20 protein-coding genes are annotated in these 22,646 nt (G+C 40.8%); 2 read left to right on the forward strand and 18 right to left on the reverse strand.

Translation table 11 applies throughout. The features are described from left to right. Positions 1–9: 9 nt before the first annotated feature. Positions 10–648: a class I SAM-dependent DNA methyltransferase gene (locus tag JNUCC23_RS15000; protein ID WP_062177772.1), complete on the reverse strand. Its 639-nt coding sequence runs from the start codon at positions 646–648 to the stop codon at positions 10–12. A 172-nt stretch (positions 649–820) separates the two neighbouring features. Here JNUCC23_RS15000 and JNUCC23_RS15005 point away from each other — a divergent pair, with 172 nt between their 5' ends. Then, complete coding sequence (locus JNUCC23_RS15005; RefSeq protein WP_062177770.1) at positions 821–1,024, forward strand: DUF2536 family protein; 204 nt, start codon at positions 821–823, stop codon at positions 1,022–1,024. A gap of 135 nt (positions 1,025–1,159) precedes the next feature. On the opposite strand, the gene JNUCC23_RS15010 is transcribed toward JNUCC23_RS15005, so the two are convergent. Together JNUCC23_RS15010 and JNUCC23_RS15015 are read right to left on the reverse strand one after the other, a co-directional pair. Continuing rightward, complete coding sequence (locus JNUCC23_RS15010; RefSeq protein WP_454212151.1) at positions 1,160–1,825, reverse strand: DUF1510 family protein; 666 nt, start codon at positions 1,823–1,825, stop codon at positions 1,160–1,162. A gap of 93 nt (positions 1,826–1,918) precedes the next feature. Then, entirely contained in the window at positions 1,919–3,679 is a 1,761-nt protein-coding gene (locus JNUCC23_RS15015) for a peptidoglycan D,D-transpeptidase FtsI family protein (RefSeq protein ID WP_454212153.1), read from the reverse strand. Positions 3,680–3,796: 117 nt separating this feature from the next. On the opposite strand from JNUCC23_RS15015, the gene JNUCC23_RS15020 reads away from it, so the two are divergent. Next, positions 3,797–4,312, forward strand: a complete 516-nt coding sequence (locus JNUCC23_RS15020) for a hypothetical protein (protein ID WP_403069894.1) — start codon at positions 3,797–3,799, stop codon at positions 4,310–4,312. A gap of 550 nt (positions 4,313–4,862) precedes the next feature. Here the strand turns inward: JNUCC23_RS15020 and greA are convergent. The 15 genes from greA to JNUCC23_RS15095 form a co-directional block, all read right to left on the reverse strand. After that, positions 4,863–5,339: a transcription elongation factor GreA gene (gene greA / locus JNUCC23_RS15025; protein WP_049682241.1), complete on the reverse strand. Its 477-nt coding sequence runs from the start codon at positions 5,337–5,339 to the stop codon at positions 4,863–4,865. A 297-nt stretch (positions 5,340–5,636) separates the two neighbouring features. Further along, entirely contained in the window at positions 5,637–6,272 is a 636-nt protein-coding gene (gene udk, locus JNUCC23_RS15030) for a uridine kinase (RefSeq protein ID WP_062177755.1), read from the reverse strand. 436 nt (positions 6,273–6,708) lie between these two features. Beyond that, positions 6,709–7,356 (reverse strand): O-methyltransferase, encoded by a 648-nt coding sequence (locus JNUCC23_RS15035; RefSeq protein ID WP_062177752.1) that lies wholly within the window; start codon positions 7,354–7,356, stop codon positions 6,709–6,711. Between the two features lie 322 nt (positions 7,357–7,678). After that, a complete protein-coding gene (mltG, locus tag JNUCC23_RS15040) occupies positions 7,679–8,812 on the reverse strand; it encodes an endolytic transglycosylase MltG (RefSeq protein WP_454212156.1) in 1,134 nt (377 codons plus the stop codon). 372 nt (positions 8,813–9,184) lie between these two features. After that, positions 9,185–9,475: a DUF1292 domain-containing protein gene (locus tag JNUCC23_RS15045; protein WP_062177750.1), complete on the reverse strand. Its 291-nt coding sequence runs from the start codon at positions 9,473–9,475 to the stop codon at positions 9,185–9,187. 14 nt (positions 9,476–9,489) lie between these two features. Next, positions 9,490–9,912, reverse strand: coding sequence for a Holliday junction resolvase RuvX (ruvX, locus tag JNUCC23_RS15050; protein ID WP_062177747.1), 423 nt, complete (start codon positions 9,910–9,912; stop codon positions 9,490–9,492). Further along, positions 9,912–10,181, reverse strand: coding sequence for an IreB family regulatory phosphoprotein (locus tag JNUCC23_RS15055; protein WP_028391906.1), 270 nt, complete (start codon positions 10,179–10,181; stop codon positions 9,912–9,914). Before JNUCC23_RS15055 ends, ruvX begins: the two co-directional genes overlap by 1 nt. 75 nt (positions 10,182–10,256) lie before the next feature. After that, positions 10,257–12,896 carry an alanine--tRNA ligase gene (alaS, locus tag JNUCC23_RS15060; RefSeq protein WP_454212159.1) on the reverse strand — a complete coding sequence of 880 codons (2,640 nt, stop codon included), beginning with the start codon at positions 12,894–12,896 and terminating at the stop codon, positions 10,257–10,259. Between the two features lie 488 nt (positions 12,897–13,384). Beyond that, positions 13,385–14,455, reverse strand: a complete 1,071-nt coding sequence (locus JNUCC23_RS15065; protein WP_403069881.1) for an AI-2E family transporter — start codon at positions 14,453–14,455, stop codon at positions 13,385–13,387. 143 nt (positions 14,456–14,598) lie between these two features. Beyond that, positions 14,599–15,906, reverse strand: a complete 1,308-nt coding sequence (locus JNUCC23_RS15070; protein ID WP_454212162.1) for a hypothetical protein — start codon at positions 15,904–15,906, stop codon at positions 14,599–14,601. 261 nt (positions 15,907–16,167) lie between these two features. Continuing rightward, positions 16,168–16,356, reverse strand: coding sequence for a hypothetical protein (locus JNUCC23_RS15075; protein WP_028391909.1), 189 nt, complete (start codon positions 16,354–16,356; stop codon positions 16,168–16,170). A gap of 177 nt (positions 16,357–16,533) precedes the next feature. Then, positions 16,534–18,936 carry an SF1B family DNA helicase RecD2 gene (gene recD2 / locus JNUCC23_RS15080; protein ID WP_062177735.1) on the reverse strand — a complete coding sequence of 801 codons (2,403 nt, stop codon included), beginning with the start codon at positions 18,934–18,936 and terminating at the stop codon, positions 16,534–16,536. 25 nt (positions 18,937–18,961) lie between these two features. Further along, the gene (locus JNUCC23_RS15085; RefSeq protein WP_454212164.1) at positions 18,962–19,624 is read right to left on the reverse strand and encodes a tetratricopeptide repeat protein; all 663 of its coding nucleotides are present in this window, start codon (positions 19,622–19,624) and stop codon (positions 18,962–18,964) included. Positions 19,625–20,029: 405 nt separating this feature from the next. Further along, the gene (gene mnmA, locus JNUCC23_RS15090) at positions 20,030–21,145 is read right to left on the reverse strand and encodes a tRNA 2-thiouridine(34) synthase MnmA (RefSeq protein ID WP_403069872.1); all 1,116 of its coding nucleotides are present in this window, start codon (positions 21,143–21,145) and stop codon (positions 20,030–20,032) included. 25 nt (positions 21,146–21,170) lie between these two features. After that, positions 21,171–22,313 carry a cysteine desulfurase family protein gene (locus JNUCC23_RS15095; RefSeq protein WP_454212166.1) on the reverse strand — a complete coding sequence of 381 codons (1,143 nt, stop codon included), beginning with the start codon at positions 22,311–22,313 and terminating at the stop codon, positions 21,171–21,173. Between the last annotated feature and the right edge of the window lie 333 nt (positions 22,314–22,646).

The raw sequence follows: 22,646 nt of genomic DNA on the forward strand, positions 1-22,646 counted from the left end.
TACCTCTTTCTATAATTTTTCAGCCTCCATAATCCAGACAAACGAGTTGCACTTATCGAATGATACAGTAAAGCCATTTTCTTTTAATATCTCTTCTAAAAACGGGATCGTTGTATAGTATTCAGTGGATAGATCGTTTGCTAAATTATGATACCCAGACGATTTTGCATCAAGTATGGCCTGTTTGTGATGAATATTTGTCAGATACATCGTATCCGCAAACACTATTTTACCACCAGTTTTTAATAATTGGCTATAGATTGCAATAGCTTTCGCCTTCTCGTCATCATTTAAATGGTGGAACGCATAGGTACTAACGATTGAATCCACTTGTTCGGGCTTAGGAAATTCAAAAAAATCACCATCTACTATTTCCGTGCGAGCTTGTAATTTTCCCATGGCCTTCTCTCTCATCGCAGGTGAGGGCTCCACAGCTGTCACTGTTAAGCCTGCATTCAACAATCTTTCTGTCAAATTACCCGTTCCGATCCCGAATTCGATCGTGTGACCATGGGCTCTGCTTACTACACTATCTAAAATCCGCTCATAGTTCAGAAACACTTCGCGGTATTCTACATCATGACCATCTACAGTATCATCATAGGATTTCGACCATTCTTCAAAAAGCTCGATAAATTCTCTTCCCATTTTTATCACCTTTTTATATTTAATTATTCCTATGAATATACTATGTTTTCGTTTTGAAACTGTTCTTAATCTACCACATCTTCTCCTTTCCTTCAAGTATTAGATTTCCCTGCGAATTAGTCTTTAAACGTGATAAAATAGCCCTATACCCTAAGCAAATGGAGGCATGACCATGAATTTTCAGCTAGATTTAATCCAAGACAAAGTGGAGTTCTTTGAAGCGGACACCATTAGAAACCTCGAAAAGCAAATCCAAACACAAATCGAGATCAACAAAGCCATTCTCCTTGAAGTACAGTCCGTTTCTCACCAAATGCACGTGGAAGAAGGACATCGATTTTACAGTGCTGTCGTGCATTTTAAGATGAAAAAATAATAAACTTTAATAAGTTCTATTTTAAAAAAGGGTCTGCCCTCGCAACTACAAGTAAAATAAGTGTTTATAACACATTACTACTGTAGTGTACGAGGTCAGACCCTCTTTTAGGCATCCTCTTTGTTTTTTGTTAAATCACTTTTTTTCCACTTTCACTGGTTTCCAGCCCGAGCCTTCCACCCACTCGATGTTGACGCTGTAAACTTGCTTTGTATCCTTTGCCGAAACGGTTCCAACGGCTTTACCAGGCGCTCCGCCATTTCCCAGCCACAAGACTGTCATATTATCTGTAGAGATACCAGCTCCTTGTGCAACGGCATTTTCCATTGCTGTCCAGTTAGTAGATCCTTTATCGAAATTTGTTACTTCGGCATTGGAAGGTTGCTTAGTTTCCACTGAATCCGGTGAGTCACTCGTTTCGGTATTCTCGTCATTTTCATCTTCAGATTCCAAAATGACTGTTGAATCATCTTGACCATTCTCATCAATTCCCTGCTCTTCATCTGTCTCGTCTTGATTTTCGGCATTCGAATCATCAGTTTCAGACGTAATGTCCTGATCCTCATCCTCCGCTTTGCTAGTCTTAGCATCACTTTTCTCCGTTTGCTTCGGTGTATCTTCTTTAACCGTCGTTGATGCTTGTTTCGTTTCGTCTTTACTAAATAGTATCGATGCTCCGACAATTAGGATTAACACGATTACAACAGTGATGGAAATATTATATATACGATTTGTTTTTCTCTGTTTGTCTTTGGTTGATGAACGTGCACCCGTATGAAAAGGTCCAGAATTTTTTTTCAATGTACTTCCTCCTCATTATTCAATACAAGGTCTATTTTAACACGTTCCCGTATCAGTTTGAAGGGAATACTTTCCCAATCCTTAATTTAGCGGTTACCCTTCTTTCGAACGATCTTCATGATTGACCGCATAGATCTCTTTTACCATTTCCGCAAAAACAGCTGCCATTCCACTCGTATTTTCCGTTGTATCCAAATTAACCGCTACTAACGCATATTTCGGATTTTCATAGGGAAAGTAGCCTGCAAACCATTTATTCAACTTGCCTTCCTTTATTTTTGTCTGCGCTGTTCCTGATTTCCCAGCAACGGTATAAGGCAAATCTTTCAATAAAGTACCGGTGCCCTTTGGCTCATTCACGACGCCTCTTAATAATTCTTGAAGCTTCATTGCTGTATATGGAGAGATCTTATTTTGATCTATTTCTTTTTCCGGGAAATCAATCGCAGATGTCCCGTTATTGAATTCGACCTTTTGTACCGCCTTCACCATTTGCTTTTCGCCGCCACGGGCAATCGTCGCCATCATGTTGGCGACAGCAAGTGGAGTCACTTGAACATTTAATTGGCCGATCGCTGTTTTGGCGACCATCTTCGGATCGTTCTTCAGTTCATTCTGATCCTTCCAGATGGTTCCTGCTTGCTCGCCATACAGTTGTTTAAAAGCTGAATGATATAAATCACCTTGCCAGCCCGAATACTTTGTGATCGCAAGTTTGTCGGCATATGTTTCAAAGAAGTTCGCATCTTTTTGGGCTATTTCTTGAGACACTTGTGCAAATGCCCGGTTACAGCTCTGCGCAAAGCTGTTCTGAAAGTTCAACATTCCGAGCGGTCTTTGTTTTTCTTCCTTGCCATCAATCGTTTGATTACAGTCAAACATTCGAGTTGGTGGTGCTGTTTCATAATCAATCGCCGCTGCAGCTACAACCGTCTTAAAGACAGAACCAGGTACATGTTGGGTGAACATATTGTTGATAGCTCCTTCTCCATTCGGTTGTTGCATATCTAAAACAGGACGAGAAACACTTGCTAAAATTTCACTTTTCTCAATATCGAGTAAAATAAGCCCGCCTTTTTTAATTTGAAATTCATCCACGATTTTCTCTGCGGTTGCTTGAATTTCTTTATCTAGTGTTGTGATGACTTTTACAGGGTAAAGCGGATTGGCAGGTTCCACATATTTCACGTCAACTCCAAACATTGGCCCCCCATTCGCATCTACATGAAACACAAGCTTGGACTCGCCGCTTGATAAGAGAAACTCATCAAACGTTCGCTGTAACCCTTTGTCACCCACTCTTGTGTCAGGAAAAAGCTCAAGGTCCGGGTATCTTTCTTTTGACAATGAAGAGTACACCACCGTCGAACCAAGCAACTGGCTAGCTTGCATGCTTGCAGAATTGAATTTCTGTTTCACAGCGAATACACCTGGTATTTTTAAGTCATTAATCTCTTTCGACTGATACTCGCTTAATTCAAGTGGCTGCTTACCGCCAAAAGCAAATGGCTTCTTTCCGTTCATAATTTCCGCTCGTAACTGATCTTCTCGAATCCCGAGAATGGATGCAATTTGATCTGCAGGCCACTCCATTTTTTTTAAAAATGGAAATAAGACAAGCACTTGTTTCTCTTCATGAGTTAAAGGCTCTCCATCACGGTCATAAAACTTGCCACGTCCATCGTCAACGGTTAATACTTGTGATCTCTGCTTCACACTTGCTTCGATTAAGTTCACCTGATGTTTCGAAAACGACTCAGTGTTCCACAACTGAATGTCGACTAATCTCCCTATCAAAACGAGTAACAACACGATAATGAATGCGCCAAGCCATTTTATTCGTCGTATTTTCATCATCTAACACCTCATCCCTATTTTGGACGAGGTCTCCATTTTTCAAACAATTATACATGCATTTATTCACGAATTCATGATACAGTAGTCACAGAAGATTTCACAGGAGGCACATGAATGAGAAAATTGATATTGGCCGATGCGGTTAAGCTGAAAAGTGTCCTATCAAAGCGCATTCAGGAATTAGACACAGAAATGGACCTACTTGCATTTGTCGAAATTGAAAAAGGATCAGAGATACCAAGTCAGGTACGCAATCTCGTAGCAGTGGAACAAGAGCTCAAAGAGGTTCGCAGTGATTTTCGCTTACTTGATAAGCTCATGTACAAAGCGAACTATGAAAATGAAGTTTCCTTCGGAGAACAATCTTTAACGATTGTAGAAGCGATAGAGCTCGCCACCCAGCTACGGGCACAGGCACGTAAATACAAACAATACGGCACCTCTGTTAAAGAAGAGATGATTCATTCCTATAGTGAAGCCATCACTTTAGTCAGGGTTGCAACATTCGATCCGGAAGTTTATCGGGTAAAGGGTATTGAAACAGAAAGACAAGCAAACCGACTTTCGAATCTAATTAACGCGAAGAACTATCAAGTAGAACTTGATTTTGATAGCGATAAATATTTTTAAGCCTTGAATTGAGTGTTCAAAAAGGAGGATAAAAAGAGCCGAGAAGTTCGAGGAGCGCATCTCGTGAGGACCGGACTTGCACAGGATGTGCTGACTTCTGTGTTGCACACAGGACGTGCGCGGTTTTAACAGAAGTTCATTAATGAGCTTTGATGCAATTCGCCAGCTATGTTTACCGGACTTTTTGAACATCCCCTTGAAGTGGTGAGACTCCGCTTCAAGGTGCAGAAGGAACCTCTTAATTTGTGGTGGCATATGTCACGTGGAAAATGGCTAAACCAATGACCTATTCCCCGTTCCATCTTTACCGTTAACCAATCACCACCTATTGCAATGGATCTTAGAATCTTAGTTTTATATCCTTCTCCTTCTGTATTCCCCCAGGCCATATATTGGACTGGGGGATTTTAAATTGGCGGATATATCCAGGGAGTGACGCATATATTCACCCGTAGTTAACGGATCCGATTCCCAAATTCCAAGTAAAAAGGGGCAAACCCCGCTACTGAATAGTATACGAGATCTGACCCTTTTTAAAGCGGTTATGCAATTATTTAACACTAATGATTTTCACAGATATGTCCCCGCCTGGCGTGTTAACGGTTACGGTTTCACCAAATTTTTTACCAATTAAGCTTTTGGCGATCGGCGAATCATTTGAGATTTTACCTTCAAACGGATCTGCTTCGGCACTTCCTACGATCGAATACGTTTCTTCATCACCATCTGGAAGTTCAACGAATGTTACCGTTTTACCTAAACCAACAGTATCTGAATTTGTACTATCTTCAACGATGATTTTCGCATTGCGAATCATATTTTCAAGCGTGGTAATTTTCCCTTCAACAAATGCTTGTTCTTCTTTCGCAGAATCGTACTCTGAGTTCTCAGAAAGGTCACCGAAGCTACGGGCGATTTTAATTCTTTCGACCACTTCTTTACGCTTTACCGCTTTTAAATATTCAAGTTCTTGCTCTAATTTCTCTTTACCTTCTTTTGTCATTGGAAATACTTTTTCAACTGCCAAAACCTTCACTCCTTCAAAATTCTTCACGATGCTAAAAGCATGGTGACCGTTTATGTAGTATCTAGTGATCTACACTTTTCTAGCTGTAACGCTCGGCTGGCGAAAATAAAATATAAAAACAAGCAACAAATACATAAGCGCGCGTCCTTTTATAAAAAGGGCGCGCTTTGTACGTATTTTATTTTCCATCTAATTTTGCCAGTGTATAAATGTTTAGACTTTGTTTCGTATCTAATTTAGAGAAAGTCTAAACCGTGTAAGAAATAATTGCTTCTTATCTTTATCTATGTCATGTTATTACAAAAATGACTTTTGTTCAAGGATTGTTTGTATTTTTGTTACCATTAAATCGATTGCGACATAATTATGGCCACCTTCAGGAATGATAATATCCGCATATCGCTTTGTTGGCTCAATGAATTGATTGTGCATCGGACGGACCACATTAATATATTGATCCATCACTGAATCCAATGAACGGCCTCGCTCTTTGATGTCGCGGGACATTCTGCGAAGAATTCGTAAATCAGCATCCGTATCCACAAATAGCTTCATATCCATTAAATTTCGTAAGCGCTCATCTTCAAGAATCAGAATGCCCTCCAAAATAATCACATCTTTTGGCTCAACATGAATGATTTCTTCAGAGCGAGTATGAATATTGTAATCATATACTGGTTTCTCGATCGATTCATACCCCAAAAGCTTGTGTATATGCTCAATTAGCAAATCATTATCAAATGCAAGCGGATGGTCATAATTCGTTTTTAACCGTTCTTCAAGAGGGAGATTCGTTTGATCCTTATAATAATAATCTTGTTCTAGCATTAAGATGGAATGTCCTTTGAAACTTTCATAAATCGCGCGTGTTACGCTCGTTTTTCCTGATCCTGAGCCGCCGGCTACTCCGATTACAACTGGTTTCTTTTCCATGTCCGTTAGTTCCCCTCTCGCATCATGTTGTTGGCAAATCAGGTTCATCCTCATTTCTTCGGACAATTTTTTAGAAGTTGATTGCTAGCACCTACGTTCATTTCTTTACCGCCTCACACGGTTGTGGGAAATTCTAAGGTGCGCCCCCCTTAGCCCTCCTGTTCAAAAGAATAAGGCTACTCATCATTTCCATTCCTGCATATGCTTTATCATCTGAGAACTAACCCGGCGAACTAAAGAAAGCTCGTCTTTTCGCTATGTTTCCCGAACAATCGCTGCTTATACGTTTTGAATACTTCCTATTTTCGTATTAAGGTCCGTATATTATCCCGAGTTCACCGAGCCATTCTTATTTATTGTTAAAGAATCATTTATCCAAACTAAACTTGAATATGTCGTCTTATACTTGTCGGTATGACAAGAACTTCTGATTTCTTTATTTTCGTTGACCCCTATGCTTACTAATGGCGACACCATCACCAATTGGCAAAATGACTGTATCGTAATCAGGGTGATTGTGGAGCCAAACGTTATACTCTTTGATTTTCCGTACTAGACTGCGAATGCGCCTTGGCTCAATTTCTTCTTCCGGCACTGCCACTAAACCTTTAAACAACACATTGTCTGTCACAATAATGCCTGAATCATTCAAGAAAGGCTCATATAGCTCGAAGAATTTTCTGTACTGCCCTTTTGCCGCATCAATAAAAATCGCATCGAAAGTACCATAGTCTTTAATCGATTCTGTCACTTCAAGTGCATCGCCTTCGATTAGAATCACCCGATCTTGTGCGCAAGCTTTACTAATGTTTTCTTTAGCCACACCAATTCGTTCTTCATCACGTTCAATTGTGACAATTTTCACATTTGGAAATGCTTCAGCCATTCGCAGCGCCGAATATCCAATTGCTGCACCCACTTCCAAAATGGCTTGCGGGTTTTTTAGCCTTAAGATTTGTAGCAATGTTTCCATACCTTCCGGCTCCATAATCGGCACATTATGTAACCTTGCATACTCTTCCATCTCCGCTATCAAACCATTACGCTCTGGGATTAGCGATTGAAGATATTCATCTATGCTCATGTTTTTTCCTCCTACGAAAAGCGCAAACACCTTGTTACGAAAGAAGGTGTCATGCGCTACCACTTACATTCATTAAAGAGTTTAGCACTATAGAAAAGCACAAGCACCATGCTCAATTAGCTAAAATAGAGGGAGTTGACTATATGCACGAAACAGCAAAACACCTCTAGAAACTTATACTTCTTATTTCTCAAGAAAAACCCGGCACTTAGCCGAGTCCATACGTTTATGAACAAAATTTCTCTTGCCTAAAATTGCACTTTGACTATTTTACCACAAAAAGAGGGAGAATGTGAATATATCTCTCCCAATTGATGTGACATTATTTTTTATTTGTAATATATTTGGCTTTATTTTGATTATGTTGATCCAAAGTCTTTGCAAAAACTACTTCTCCTGTGCTCGTTGCCAAGAAATACAAATAATCGGATGTTGCTGGATTTAAAGCAGCTTCAATCGACACTGTCCCCGCATTGGCGATTGGTCCAGGTGTTAAGCCCTTATTTTTATACGTATTATAAGGGGAGTTTACTTCTAAATCTTTGTAAAGGACCTTGTCTTGATGCTGACCTTTTGCATATAAGACAGTTGGGTCTGTCTGCAGCGGCATATCAATTTTCAGTCTGTTAAAGAAAACAGAAGAAATCATATCACGATCAACCTTTGCTGTCGCTTCTTCCTCGATTAAGGACGCAAGAGTTAACATCGTATGATTTGTAAAATGCTGCTCATCCAACTCATCTTTGTATTGAGCAAGAACTTCTTCCGTCTTTTTCAACATTTCTGTGACAATACTCTCAAGACTCGGCTTTTCTTCATAAAAATCGTAAGTAGCTGGGAATAAGTACCCTTCGAGCGGGTATCGTACATTTTTGCCGTAAATTTCATCCGTTAGCAAGTCTGGATACTTTGCTCGCATTTTATTAATAAAAGCTTTATTATTCATCTGTTTGAATACATCGTCAGGATTCTCGTCGATTTTTTCAGCAATGATATTGGCAATTTGTACAAGCTGCTTGCCTTCTGGAATCGTTATTTTTAATTGCGCATCCATCACCACTTTACCCGTTTTCAAATTTTTTATGATTTCCGGTAAAGACATGGAAGGCGCGAGCTTATAGTTTCCAGCTTGAAAACCAGATTCGTTTTTAAATTTAATATAATATTTAAATATTTTTGCGTTCTTGATAATTCCTTGTTCTGCAAGAATTGTCGATATGTTACCAACAGAAGAACCAATAGGAACTTCTACCTCTTGTATCTTTTGATTATCTGGGTCAGCAGGTTTTAGGGCAGATTGCACATACAAATAACCACCGATGCCAACACAAGCTGCTACTACCACAATAACCAACATAACAATCATAATAATTTTTCTCACGATTCTCGCCTCACCTTGCTGCTCGAGCATTCTCTCTCGAATATACTGTATCTTTGTTTTATTCTTCTGATCCACTTATGTTCCCCCTCTAAGCAAACTGCTTATAACGGTATTTGCAGTCTTTCTCTGTCTGTAATGCTACACTCCGACTTATTATACTAAAATTCGCTAATAAATACAGAATTATATTGTAAAATATTATATATGGCATTAAAACGTCACCATTTACCATGAAGGATTCATCCTGTAGCACCGCTATACTCGCCTAATCACAATGGTGGCGATGCGGAGCTGAATTTTGGAGTATCTTCTTCATAAAGGAAGTAAATCAACATGGTAGATTGGCTATATTAGTGAATCGCGAAGCCCCGCCCCATATCCATAAAAAAAGAGGCTATCCCATAATAACGGGACAACCTCTTTTAGATAGATAAGCGATCAATTAGATCAGTCTTCGTCGCCTTCTTCATCAAGGAATGCAGAAAGCATTTCTTCGATTACATCCCACTCTTCTTCTGTTTCAACTGGGGATAGTTCACCGTCTTTATTGTCTTCACTTGGTACGAAAGAAGACGCATGAATTTCTATTTCTTCATCTTCGTCGTCTTCAGCTGAGATTGGGTAGTAAAGGACATATGATTTGTTAAATTGCTCAGAATCAAATGTGAATAATACCTCGCAAAGCTGTTCGTTTCCGTTTTCATCTACAATTGTAATGTTATTTTCACCATGTTCCATTTGTATGCACCTCTTTATAAATTTGTTTGTCTGTCTAAAAAGCCTTGAAGAATCATGACGGCAGCCATTTTGTCAATGACCTGCTTCCGTTTACTTCTGCTCACATCAGCTTCAAGTAAAACGCGTTCTGCAGCCATTGTGGATAGCCGTTCATCCCAAAGGTGAGTTGGCAGCTTGAACTTATCTTCGAGGCGCTTTTCGAATGCTTGACTCGCTTCGCCTCTCGGTCCGATCGTTCCGTTCATGTTTTTTGGAAATCCAATAACAATTGCAGAAACCTCGTACTCTTCAATAAGTTGTCCAAGTCGTTTTAAGCCAAAGTCCTTTTGGGCTTCATTAATCTTAATCGTTTCTATTCCTTGTGCGGTCCAACCCATTGCGTCGCTGATCGCAACACCAAGGGTTTTCGAACCTAAATCAAGCCCCATTGTACGCATTAACGACCCTCACGATGTTGTTTTAAATATGATTTTACCAATTCCTCAATAATCTCGTCACGCTCAAGCTTCCGAATGATATTCCTCGCATCCTGATGGCGCGGGATATAGGCTGGGTCACCGGAAAGCAGGTAACCGACGATTTGGTTAATTGGATTATAGCCTTTTTCCTGAAGTGCACCGTAGACTTGGAATAATACCTCTTGCACATCTCTCTCAAAGGGCTCTTCCGGAAAGTTGAATTTCATGGTTTTATCAAACGAACTCATGTCCTGCACCTCTTTTCAACATTCCATATTTCCGAACGGGTTTCCATGGATACATACATTGTACACTAGTCAGATTTATAATGAAACGGATTTTACCCATTCTTCCACAAAACTTAGCGCTTCATTCAATTTTGCCGGATTTTTTCCACCAGCTTGTGCCATATCTGGACGACCGCCGCCGCCGCCGCCGCAAATGCCCGCTACTTCTTTCAGCAATTTACCAGCATGATAGCCTTGATCAATATAGTCCTTCGTGACCGCAGCAATCAAGTTGACCTTATCTCCTTGTGCTGAACCTAACACGATAATAACGGATTCTAGCTTCTGTTTCAATTCATCTGCCATTGTCCGAAGATTATTCATATCTGTCGCTTGCACATTTGCCGTAAGAATTTTAATGCCATTTACTTCTTTCACTTGTGAAACAAGATTTCCTGCTTCAATATTGCCAAGTTTAGTCGCTAAGCTCTCGTTTTCACGTTGTAGCTCTTTCACTTCAATTAAAACAGATTCGATTCGAGCTGGAACTTCTTTTAGATTCGTTTTTAATTTGGCAGCCGCTTCTTTTAAGACACCAATTTGATCAGCCATTAGTTTATAGGCACCCGCTCCAGTGACTGCTTCGATACGACGAGTTCCTGCACCAATTCCACTTTCAGAGACAATTTTGAACAAGCCGATAACAGCCGTGTTCGGAACATGGCACCCTCCGCAAAGCTCTAGGCTATAATCGCCAACTTGAACGACACGAACGATTTTACCGTATTTCTCGCCGAACAATGCCATTGCGCCCATCTCTTTTGCTTCTTCAATGTTTTTGTAGTCAATATTTACAGCGATACTTTTCCAAATCTTCTCATTTACGATTGCCTCAATTTGCTCAAGCTCTTCTGCTGTGATTTGCCCAAAATGAGAGAAGTCAAAACGCAGACGGTCTGGTTCCACAAGGGACCCCGCTTGGTTTACATGAGTTCCTAACACATCTTTTAACGCTTGATGCAATAGGTGGGTCGCTGTATGATTTTTAATAATTTGGCTACGATTATCAGCATCCACAACTGTAATCACATTTGCATCTTGTGTTAATGTTCCAGCTTCAACCGTCACTCTGTGCAGATTTTGACCATTTGGTGCTTTTTGAACGTCTAGCACATTCAATTTTACGTCTTCGTTAACGATAATCCCTTTATCTGCAATTTGTCCGCCGCTTTCAGCATAGAAGCTCGTTTGGCTCAATATGACTTGAACTTCTTCCCCTTCATGCGCTTCGGCTATAAGGTCGCCATCTTTAACGATTGCAAGCACTTGTCCTTCTGTTTCTTGCTCATCATAGCCGACAAATTTACTCTCTACTTTAATGTCGCCAAGCGCTCCACCTTGGATCTGCATCGAATCGACATCTTGACGTGCAGAGCGTGCACGTTTTCGCTGAGCTTCCATTTCTGTATCAAAGCCAGCTTGGTCAACCGTCATCCCCTGTTCTTCTGCATATTCTTCCGTTAATTCAACCGGGAAGCCATATGTATCATAAAGACGGAATACGTCAGCCCCTGGGATAATTGTGCTGCCAGAATTCTTCGCTTTTTCAATCACATCAGCAAGAATTGATAAGCCATCATGCAATGTCTCATGGAAACGTTCTTCTTCATTTTTCACAACTTTCGCAATGAATTCCGCTTTATCTGTCACTTCCGGGTAAAAATCATACATAACCTCACCGACAACAGGAACAAGCTCGAACATAAATGGTCGATTAATATTAATTTGTTTCGCATAACGTACAGCACGGCGTAGCAAGCGACGCAATACATATCCACGTCCCTCATTTGAAGGAAGTGCTCCGTCACCAACAGCAAATGCTACAGTACGAATATGGTCGGCAATGACTTTAAATGCAACATCTTTTTCTACATCAGTACGATATTTCACGTCAGAAATTTCTTCAACCGCACGGATAATTGGCATGAACAAATCTGTATCATAGTTCGTTGGCACGTCTTGGACAACGGAAGCCATCCGTTCAAGGCCCATTCCGGTATCAATATTTTTCTTTGGTAGTGGTGTGTAGCTACCATCAGGATTGTGGTTGAATTGGGAGAACACTAAGTTCCACACCTCAAGATGTCGTTCGTTTTCGCCGCCTGGATAAAGTTCAGGATCATTCGGGTCATCACCATATTCAGGTCCGCGATCATAGAAAATCTCTGTATTCGGGCCACTTGGACCTTCGCCGATATCCCAGAAATTTTCTTTAAGACGGATAATGCGCTCAGCTGGAATACCAATTTTTTTATTCCAAAGCTCAAACGCCTCTTCATCTTCAGGATGGATCGTCACAGCTAATTTTTCCGGATCAAAACCAATCCATTTCTCATCCGTCAAAAATTCCCATGCCCATGTGATCGCTTCTTCCTTGAAATATTCGCCAATTGAGAAGTTCCCAAGCATTTCAAAAAACGTATGGTGACGTGCCGTTTTTCCGACGTTTTCAATATCATTCGTCCGAATCGCTTTTTGTGCATTCGTAATCCGTGGATTTTCTGGAATCACACGACCATCAAAATATTTTTTCAACGTAGCTACACCTGAATTAATCCAAAGCAATGTTGGATCTTCATGTGGCACAAGTGATGCACTAGGTTCAACGGAATGGCCTTTTTCTTTAAAGAAATCTAAATACAATTGACGGATTTGCGCGCCTGTTAAGTTCTTCATGCTATTTCCTCCTTATTTTTAAAAAGCGTCTTATCAGGTCTGACCTAAGCACTCTAAATCAGTATTTCGTGTATACGTATTTAATTGTTGTGAGATCTGCCCCTTAGCTTAGACACCCTAAATATTAGTTATTTCGTACTACGTAAACACCTTGTTTCACCCTTTTTTGGACACAAAAAAAACCCTAATCCCTGACAGGGACGAGAGTTTGCTCGCGGTACCACCCTGATTATGAGTGCAAATACGCCACTCATCACCTCAATCAACGCCTTAACGCGGCATACGGCAGGAATTAACTGCACTCCGGACTAGCTTTCCACTGTTCTTCATTCTGGCGTCCCTTTCAGCCATGGGGACTGCCTCTCTTTAAGAAGGGCTACAGCGTACTTGTTCCTTCAACGAGTTCTCGTGTAAAAATAAAGCATATGTATTGGATTATATTCACAAGATTTTCATTTGTCAATGGATACCTGCCGATACCACCATTTTTAATCGGTGGATGGGTTATTTTTAAAATGTATCCGTGCATGAATGACAAATACTTTTACGACAGCAAGAATAGGAACCGCAATGATTAACCCGATCACACCTCCTACTTCACCACCAACCAATAGCGCAAACATAATAAAGATCGGGTGCATATGCAAGCTTTTTCCAATAATAAGCGGTGAAAGGATATTTCCTTCTAAAAATTGTAGCACCAAGACAATGACAACGACGATCATAATCATTTTTACAGAAATAGAAGCCGCAATCAACGCCGCCGGAATCGCACCGAAAATCGGACCGAAATACGGAATAATATTCGTAATCCCAATAAGCGCACCTAGAAGCAATGGGTATTTCATCCCAACAATCCAAAACAGCAGTGAAGAAATACCACCGATTGCCGCACACACGATGATTTGTCCGCGAATATAGCCACCTAGCGAAACGTCGATATCTTTTAAAAAAGCAATCCCTTGGTTGCGCCATTTTCGCGGTGTTAAATATCGTGTCATTTTTTTCAATGCATCATAATCTTTCACAATATAAAAAGCAATAAATGGGATTAGAGCAATTAATAACACAAAATCAAATAGCTTCATCGAATAGCTCATGATTGTATCCATCAACGATTCCGATTTACCCTCAATCTTGAGGATAGTAGCATCTAATCGCTCATGAATGCCAAAGGGCCAATCCTCCGTCTTACGACCAATCCAGTCTGTCCAATCCCGATATTGCTCCGCTGCTTGTGGCGCATTCTCAGATAACTCTCTGATTTGTTCGGTCATGATCGGAATTCCTTTGTACACAGCAAAACCAAACCCACCAAAGAACAATAAATAGATAATGGCAACGGAAAGCCCTCGCTTCATCCCCTTTTTATGCAAAAGCTCCACTACTGGGTGCAAGAGATAACTAATAAACGCCGCAATTAAAAAGGGAATAAGCACCTTCATCCCAACGCCTACAATCGGTGCCCACATCGGCTTGAGCTTCATAAAAATATATAAAACAATAAATAATAGCAACAGAAATCCCAGTCGATAAAACCACTTCATTCGAATGTTCATACACCTCACCTCACGACTAGTAGTGTTCGTGTTTGAGGAGTAAAATATGTATATTTGATTTTGGGTTTACCACATAATCTGTTTATTTAAAACAGGTTAGCCAAAAAATAAAATTCACCAGATGTACTTTATATATATTCCCTTTATTTTGTTGCTTCATATAGTTCTATACCGCTTAATGGCACGCTACCATTTTCAACGAATACTGCCTTCGCTCCAGATCCTTTTGCGAAAATCCCACCATTAACAGTAAGGTGATTTATTTCGCCTTGTACGTGAAGACTTCGAACGTTAGACCCATTTGTAACAATTCTTCCACCAATTTCAACTTTATCGATTTTTCCGCCTTCTTTGACACTTAACCCATCGGCAGATAGTTGCGTGATGACTCCCTTTACTAAGGATTCTCCTTCTCTTCCAAACGTTTCAATATCTTCATGGACGATTAACGATCCTAAAGGTCGACTGACTTGAATCCCTACTGAAGCATTTGCATGTGTAATAATCCGTTTGAATTCTGCATGCTTTAAATTTCCATCATACAAATTAAATCCCCGAGCACCAACCCCACGAGTCTCAATATCACTAAGAACACGAAGCGTCCCAATTTCGTTAAAGTTGACAAAACCAATCCCACTTGGTCCATGAGACGTTATTCGGTCTTCTGCCACCCATTCTTTCACGATTCCCCAGTTATCTAACACCATATCATTGACACCATATGTCGTCACTGGACCGCGATTTACAACCTTTTTCACATGAGCACTGTATACGACAAAAACACCACCTGTAATAAGATCGGGCGTACCTTGTTTAATTCCACCATTTGAGTGTATCTCACCTGTTTCCAGTATATCCACTTCGAGCCTTCCGCCTACATCACCAGCCCCACTAATAAATATGCCACTTCCTTGTACCGGTTTTTTGTCACTACCAGCTTTCAGACCTAAAAGATGAGCGGAGATGGTCACGTTTGAGTCAGTTTGTTGATTCCATAATGTGAAGGCTCCCTGCAAGACATACACACCAAACCCATTGGGTCGCTCCTGCCGATCTCTCGTATCTGCTTCGATTACTTCCACATTCTGAGCAACGACATGCCCGGATCGTACAGATCCAGTAGCAATAAGTTGAATTTGCCCAATTGTTTTTACATTCCTTAGTTCCAAAGTTCCGAGTGATTCTACATCCGAACGGTTTAGTATTGCCCGACGGCTAGGTTCAACAATACAAGTTATTCCATCAATACTATTATCCCGACTTACCTCAATACCGTCTACGCCTCCTTTAAATTCAATAAGCGAATCGGCTTCACCAACTAATTGTTGTCCTGGTGACAAATGTATGGAAGGGCTCTCCTTTATCCTTCCTTTTACTCGAATCACTTCAATCGCTTGATTGTCCACTGCATTTACAAGTTCCTCTACTGTTGAAACTGTAAGTTCTTTCATTCTTTTCACCCTTTTTTATGTTTTTCTATACAACTTTTTAGCTAAATGCTCTTTACATTATCCCCAATATCCGCCCATTTACTTTTAAATCAAAAAAACACACAGTTAAAAAACTGTGTGTTTGATCCAACGGGGCTTTCCTATTAAAGCATCGATTTTAATTTTTTTCGCATCTTTTTCGTGTATTTTTTCATCATACCGGTACTGTTACCAAGGAAGCTTTTTGAACGTCCCCTCATTGCTGCACCTCTTTTCTCGCGTTTACATACTCAAACGGCGATCATCTTCTTCAAACAAGTCGTCCAACGAGCTTAAACTTCCGTCCTCCTCGACTTGATGGGTATTAATGATCCCTTTCATTACACTCATTTCAATGAAACAATTCCAACAATAGAACTGATTGACACCGATTTTACCTACATCTTTACTGTTACAATTCGGGCATTTAATTTCCAAAATGGACACCTACCTCTTCATAGACCGAAATGATCTTTCAACATTTCATTCGCTACGATTATGCCCATTTTTTCCATGATACATACCCTTATGCAAAGAAAACCTTTCCGAACATCTTTAGTATTTGTCTTTAGACAAACAAAGATGAACTGAAAGGTTTTCCATGTTTGGTTACATAAAATCATATGGTGTAACGTGTTCCATGCCAATCATTGGGTCAACCTTCATGAGCATTTCGAAAGGATCGACTGCTGCTTCAGTCTCTATAATCTCTGTAGTATCAGTTTCCTCCATGTCAGTTGCTTGTAGTTTTTGCATCAATGTCGTTTTGCGCTTCATTTCATTATTGCGTTCAATTCCTTGACGGAAGGCATCTTCTTCCCCGCATAAAATCAAGAAATTTTTACTTCTTGTAATCGCCGTGTACAATAGATTTCGCCGCAACATTCGATAATAGCTTTTGACGACAGGTAAAATCACAATCGGAAATTCACTTCCTTGTGATTTATGGATCGAGCAGCAATAAGCATGGGTAATTTGATTTAAATCTTGCCGCGTATAGACTACTTCGATTCCCTCAAACGAAATGACTAACTTATCGACGTTATCCGTATTTTCCTTGGCAAAAAGGACGGAGACTATTTCGCCCATATCGCCGTTATAGACGCCTTCTTCAGGTTGATTGACGAGTTGTAATACTTTGTCGCCACTCCGGTAAGCGACATCGCCAAATTTCAGCTCCCGTTTTTTCGCATCAGCATTGCCGTTGAACACTTCTTGAAGCATTTTGTTTAGATTATCAATCCCCGCCGGCCCCCGGTACATCGGGGCAAGCACTTGAATATCTCTTGATGTAAAGCCTTTATTACGGGCATTCGCGACGACTTTTTCAACGACTTGGGCGATTTGTCCTGTGCCACAGCGGATGAAGGAACGGTCGCTTTGCTGCTGACTGAAACTCGCAGGCAATCTTCCTCGCTTAATTTCATGGGCAAGTTCAATAATCGAAGAACCATCTGCCTGGCGGTAAATTTGCTCAAGGCCAACCATCGGAACCGATTGTGATGCCAGTAAATCCTTTAACACCTGACCGGGACCAACCGATGGGAGCTGGTCTTCATCTCCAACCATAATAAGCTGTACATGTTCAGGTAAAGCTTTTAACAGCTGATGAGCAAGCCATGTGTCAACCATCGACATTTCATCAATAATCACAATTCGCCCTTCAATCGGGTTCTCTTCATCATGGGAAAATCCTTCACTCCCATTCCAACCGAGAAGCCGATGAATAGTTACAGCCGGCAAACCTGTGGATTCTGCCATTCGCTTTGCCGCACGTCCAGTCGGTGCTGCCAAGACAAACGGAAATGGTTCAGTCTCTTTTTTATAGTCGTGAATGTCCATGGACACACCATGGAGCTCTGCATACAGCTCAACGATTCCTTTAATAACTGTCGTTTTCCCCGTTCCCGGTCCTCCTGTCAAAATCAACATCGGCGACTGAAGCGCCGTCTGAATCGCTTCTTTCTGAGCCGGGGCATAATCGACGCCAAGCCGCTCCTCTAATTCACCAAGCGCCAGCAAAAATTCAGATTCAGGAAATTGATCTTCATACTCGGTTTGCGCTAAAATTCTCTTTATATTCGTGACAATCCCTTTTTCTGAGAAATATAAAGAGGGCGGATAAATCCGACGCTCCTCGACTTTGATTTTCCCTTCATCCTCAAGCTTCACAATTTCCGAAGAAATCGCTGTAAACTCAATTTCATCTCGTTTATTTTCTTCAAGCATGCTCTTAACTGCTTCTAGTAAATCCTCAGCCTCCATATACACATGGCCGTCTTGAAGACATTGGGCATCAAGCGTATACAAACAGGCTGCTTTAATTCGATCAGGATGCCCCCCTGAAATACCAAGCTGGAACCCAAGTTCATCCGCTCGGCCAAAGCCGATTCCTTCAATATCCTCGACAAGCTGATAAGGATTCTTTTGTAAAATCGACAACGTATCATGTTGGTACATTTGATAAATTTTCATCGAAAGCTGTGGTCCAAATCCATATTGATTCAACCCAATCATGACTTGTTCCAACCCTTGATGTTCAATCAATGTATCGTAGAAGCTTTTTGCTTTTTCAGATGATAATTTCGGAACCGTATCCAAGAGTGACGGATTGGCAAGTATTTTCGAAATGGCATTCTCGCCAAGTGTATCGACAATGCTTTCTGCCGTTCTTTTCCCAATCCCTTTAAACAAATCACTCGATAAATAAGCGACGATTCCTTCTTTCGACTGCGGCATATCTTTCCTGAAATGTTCGACATGAAACTGCATGCCAAACCGTGGATGATCCTTCATCGTGCCATAAAAAATATACGTTTCCTGCTCATGAATCTTTGGAAAATACCCTGTTACAACAGCTTCTTGCTCGTCGTATTCCAAATTCGTTTCATCGAGGCGAATCCGCACGACAGAATACAAATTTGACTCATTATGAAAAATTGTCACTAAGTGCCGACCTTTCATAAATTTCTTCTCTTCTGAAAAAAGATCCAACGCATCCTGCTGGCTCATACGGTTCCCCCTTTCCAAAACGATTTTATTCTTCGTTCAGCGTTTCCATCAATTTTTTTCCATGCGCTGCTAGCATATGATCAGGCTGCACTTCCAAAGCTTTCTCGAAATATTCAATAGCCTTCACAGCATTTTCTTTATAGCCACCAAATGCCACGCCAAGATTGTAGTAAGCGTCTGCATGCTCTGGATTCTGTTCAATCACGATTTCCAATTCTTTAATTAGCTCATCGTACAACTCCGCATTAGCTAAGCAAAGCGCATATTGAAAACGAGCATCGACATCATCCGGATTCAATTCAACCGCACGTTGCAAGTACGGCATTGCGAGTTTCCCTTGATCAAGCTGCATCAAAGTTATGCCAAGCATAAAATACGCATCACTCGTATCTAGCCCGGTACGAAGCGACTTTTCAAACATATCCTTCGCTTCGATTAGCTTGTCCATTTCAAAATACAGATTTCCTAGCGCATAATAAGCGGCCCCAGCTTCTTTATCGAGTTCAAGTGCTTTTTTATAGAAACTCTCTGCCTTCCCTGTTTCGCCAACCGCAGTTAAAACATTGCCAAAATTTATGTATGCTACAGGCTCTTTCGGACTTTCCTCAATCGCCTCGGAAAAAATCTTCACCGCTTCTTCATACTTACCTTCTTGCATATATTGAATTCCTTGTTGGTTTTTATCCATCATATTCACTCTCCATTTAATCTATAAAAAAGGGTCTGACCCTTTATTTATGGGACTTCCCCATTAGATTTCATTCTTTAGCAGTATACCATAAAGAAGTCGGCTCATCATTAATCGTGCGGTAGGAATGCGCGGTAAATGAATGGATGATCTATGATTCGTGAGTTCTGTACGATTCGTTTCATCCTACTTCGTGCGTAAACCTTCCTTTACAAAATTTGTGCGCCGAAAATCAATTTTACGAGCGGGAATTGCCTATTTGCGTGCCAGGTTGGGGTGTTTGCACGTCGGAATCTGTACGTTTCAAGCGGAATTTAAGATTTACGCGCTAGATCTCCATTTGATCCTCTCACCTAAACAGTAAAATCACAAAAACCCCAGCCAAACCACGGCTGGGGGTGTTCATTATCCGACATATGTCAGTTTTTCATTATTTTTAAACACTTCATCAATCGTACCGCCGCCAAGACACACATCGCCATCATAGAAAACAACGGCTTGTCCAGGCGTGATCGCGCGAACTGGCTCAGCAAAGATGACTTCAACATCGCCATTTTCAAGCACTTTCACATCCACTTTACTATCCGTTTGACGGTAACGGAATTTGGCTGTACAGCTAAATTCCGCGGCAGGTGCATGTTGGGCAACCCAGCTCATATTGACCGCTTTAAGTGAGTCAGAGTATAGCACATCATTTTCGAAACCTTGTCCGACATACAATATATTCCGTTTCAAGTCTTTGCCGACCGCAAACCAAGGCTCTCCACTGCCACCAATACCAAGTCCGTGTCGTTGACCGATTGTATGATACATGAGACCTTCATGCTTGCCCATCACTTTTCCATCCAACGTTTCCATATTACCGGGCTGTGCGGGTAAATAGTTGCTTAAGAAATCTTTGAAATTGCGTTCACCGATAAAACAAATGCCAGTTGAATCCTTCTTCGTTGCTGTTGCAAGTCCAGCTTCTTTGGCAATTTCTCGCACTTCTTTTTTATCAATGTGACCGAGTGGGAACATGACCTTTTCCAACTGGCTTTGCGTCAACTGATTCAAGAAATACGTTTGATCTTTATTCTCATCAATACCGCGAAGCATTTTATATTCTCCGTCACGGTAAGCAACCTGTGCATAGTGACCCGTTGCTAAATAATCGGCACCAAGGCTGACTGCATGTTCAAGAAATGCTTTGAACTTAATTTCCTTGTTACACATAACGTCCGGATTCGGTGTCCGACCTGCTTTATATTCCTCTAAAAAGTACGTAAACACTTTGTCCCAATATTGCTTCTCAAAGTTTACAGCATAATAGGGAATACCAATTTGATTACATACGGCAATTACATCATTATAATCATCTGTTGCGGTACAAACGCCGTTTTCGTCTGTATCATCCCAATTCTTCATGAAAATCCCGACTACATCATAGCCTTGTTTTTTCAAAAGCAGAGCAGCAACAGATGAATCAACGCCACCTGACATACCGACTACGACACGCGTGTCTTTAGGTGCTTTATTCATTATGTTTCACCTCTTACCTAATTCTTTATTTCAACAATCTGTTGATTATCTTAACCGTTTCATATGCCGCTTGTCTCACATCTTGCTCAGAGTTGTTTAAGCCAAAACTAAAGCGAATCGAGTTTTTCGTCCGTTCAGAATCTTTGTCAAACATCGAAACAAGGACATGAGAAGGATCGATAGACCCCGCTGTACAGGCAGATCCACTTGAAACAGCAATGCCTGCCAAATCCAAATTCACAAGCATCGATTCCACATTTGTTCCAGGAAAACTAATATTTAACACATGCGGCAATGATGATTCGCTAGACCCATTCACGATATAGTTCACACCAGCATCGTTAAAAATATCTAAAATAACTTTTTTATAGCTTACATACAGCTCATTTTTCTCCACAATTGTGCTTTGTGCAATGGTAACGGCCTCTGCAAAGCCAGCAATCGCTGGGACACTTTCCGTTCCAGCACGACGCTTTCGTTCCTGCTCGCCACCGTACAAATGCGGCTGATGTTTAATGCCGTCTCGGATGTAGAGAAATCCGATACCTTTAGGTCCGTTAATTTTATGAGCACTAACCGAAAGTAAATCAACATGAAGTTCATTCACATCGATTTTCACCAAACCGTACGCTTGTACCGCATCCGTATGGAAAAATGCTGGATGATTCTGTAATAGCTCACCGATTTGCTGAATCGGTTGTATCGTTCCGACCTCATTATTACCAAACATGATGGAAACGAGGATGGTATCATCCCGAAGTGCCAATCGCAACTCTTCAACCGAAACAAGCCCTTCTTCATTAACAGGTAAATAGGTTACTTCAAAACCAGATTTCTCCAAAAACTGGCATGTATGAAGGACAGCATGATGTTCTATTTCTGTCGTAATAATATGCTTGCCTTGATGCTGATAAGCACGCGCAATACCAATTAACGCCGTGTTATCACTTTCCGTACCACCACTTGTAAAAATGATTTCATTCGATAACGCACCAATGCTCCGAGCCATCATCGCACGGGACTCATCCAGCACATGACGCGACGCGCGGCCGTACGAGTGAATACTAGACGGATTGCCATACTCATCCTTCATGACAGCCATCATCCGATCAATCACACGCGGATGCATCGGTGATGTCGCCGCATGATCTAAATACACATTCTTCACGTTTCTTCCTCCGATATATAAAAGAAAATAAATTTTCCATGTCAATTTATCCTGAAATTTTCATGATGGTCATATTCTATAATTTTATTTGACATGATGCAAAACAATGATTTCACTAAACGACTTATTTTAAGGCTATGTTAAACAATATTGTTGTTAAAAAGATTTTTGGCTCATTCGTGTGAAACCCTAGTTTCACACGTCTTTCAGCTATGCTGAAAGGTAGAGCTAAAATGGGCCAAAAGTCAACAATGTTATATAATACAGCGTATTTTAAAAAGAAAAAAGGAGCTTAACTCCACAACTACCATTTCAGAAGATTGCGTATAAACA

This window comes from Peribacillus sp. JNUCC 23, assembly GCF_053653995.1.

Coding starts and splice junctions, on each gene's coding strand:
- JNUCC23_RS15005 (WP_062177770.1), top strand. CDS start 821: ATGAATTTTCAGCTAGATTTAATCCAAGACAAAGTGGAGTTCTTTGAA.
- JNUCC23_RS15085 (WP_454212164.1), bottom strand. CDS start 19,624: ATGGATAAAAACCAACAAGGAATTCAATATATGCAAGAAGGTAAGTAT.
- JNUCC23_RS15000 (WP_062177772.1), bottom strand. CDS start 648: ATGGGAAGAGAATTTATCGAGCTTTTTGAAGAATGGTCGAAATCCTAT.
- udk (WP_062177755.1), bottom strand. CDS start 6,272: ATGGAAAAGAAACCAGTTGTAATCGGAGTAGCCGGCGGCTCAGGATCA.
- JNUCC23_RS15070 (WP_454212162.1), bottom strand. CDS start 15,906: ATGAAAGAACTTACAGTTTCAACAGTAGAGGAACTTGTAAATGCAGTG.
- recD2 (WP_062177735.1), bottom strand. CDS start 18,936: ATGAGCCAGCAGGATGCGTTGGATCTTTTTTCAGAAGAGAAGAAATTT.
- JNUCC23_RS15045 (WP_062177750.1), bottom strand. CDS start 9,475: ATGGAACATGGTGAAAATAACATTACAATTGTAGATGAAAACGGAAAC.
- JNUCC23_RS15055 (WP_028391906.1), bottom strand. CDS start 10,181: ATGAGTTCGTTTGATAAAACCATGAAATTCAACTTTCCGGAAGAGCCC.
- alaS (WP_454212159.1), bottom strand. CDS start 12,896: ATGAAGAACTTAACAGGCGCGCAAATCCGTCAATTGTATTTAGATTTC.
- JNUCC23_RS15035 (WP_062177752.1), bottom strand. CDS start 7,356: ATGAGCATAGATGAATATCTTCAATCGCTAATCCCAGAGCGTAATGGT.
- JNUCC23_RS15015 (WP_454212153.1), bottom strand. CDS start 3,679: ATGAAAATACGACGAATAAAATGGCTTGGCGCATTCATTATCGTGTTG.
- ruvX (WP_062177747.1), bottom strand. CDS start 9,912: ATGCGTACAATGGGGCTTGATTTAGGTTCGAAAACCCTTGGTGTTGCG.
- JNUCC23_RS15065 (WP_403069881.1), bottom strand. CDS start 14,455: ATGAACATTCGAATGAAGTGGTTTTATCGACTGGGATTTCTGTTGCTA.
- JNUCC23_RS15020 (WP_403069894.1), top strand. CDS start 3,797: ATGAGAAAATTGATATTGGCCGATGCGGTTAAGCTGAAAAGTGTCCTA.
- mnmA (WP_403069872.1), bottom strand. CDS start 21,145: ATGAATAAAGCACCTAAAGACACGCGTGTCGTAGTCGGTATGTCAGGT.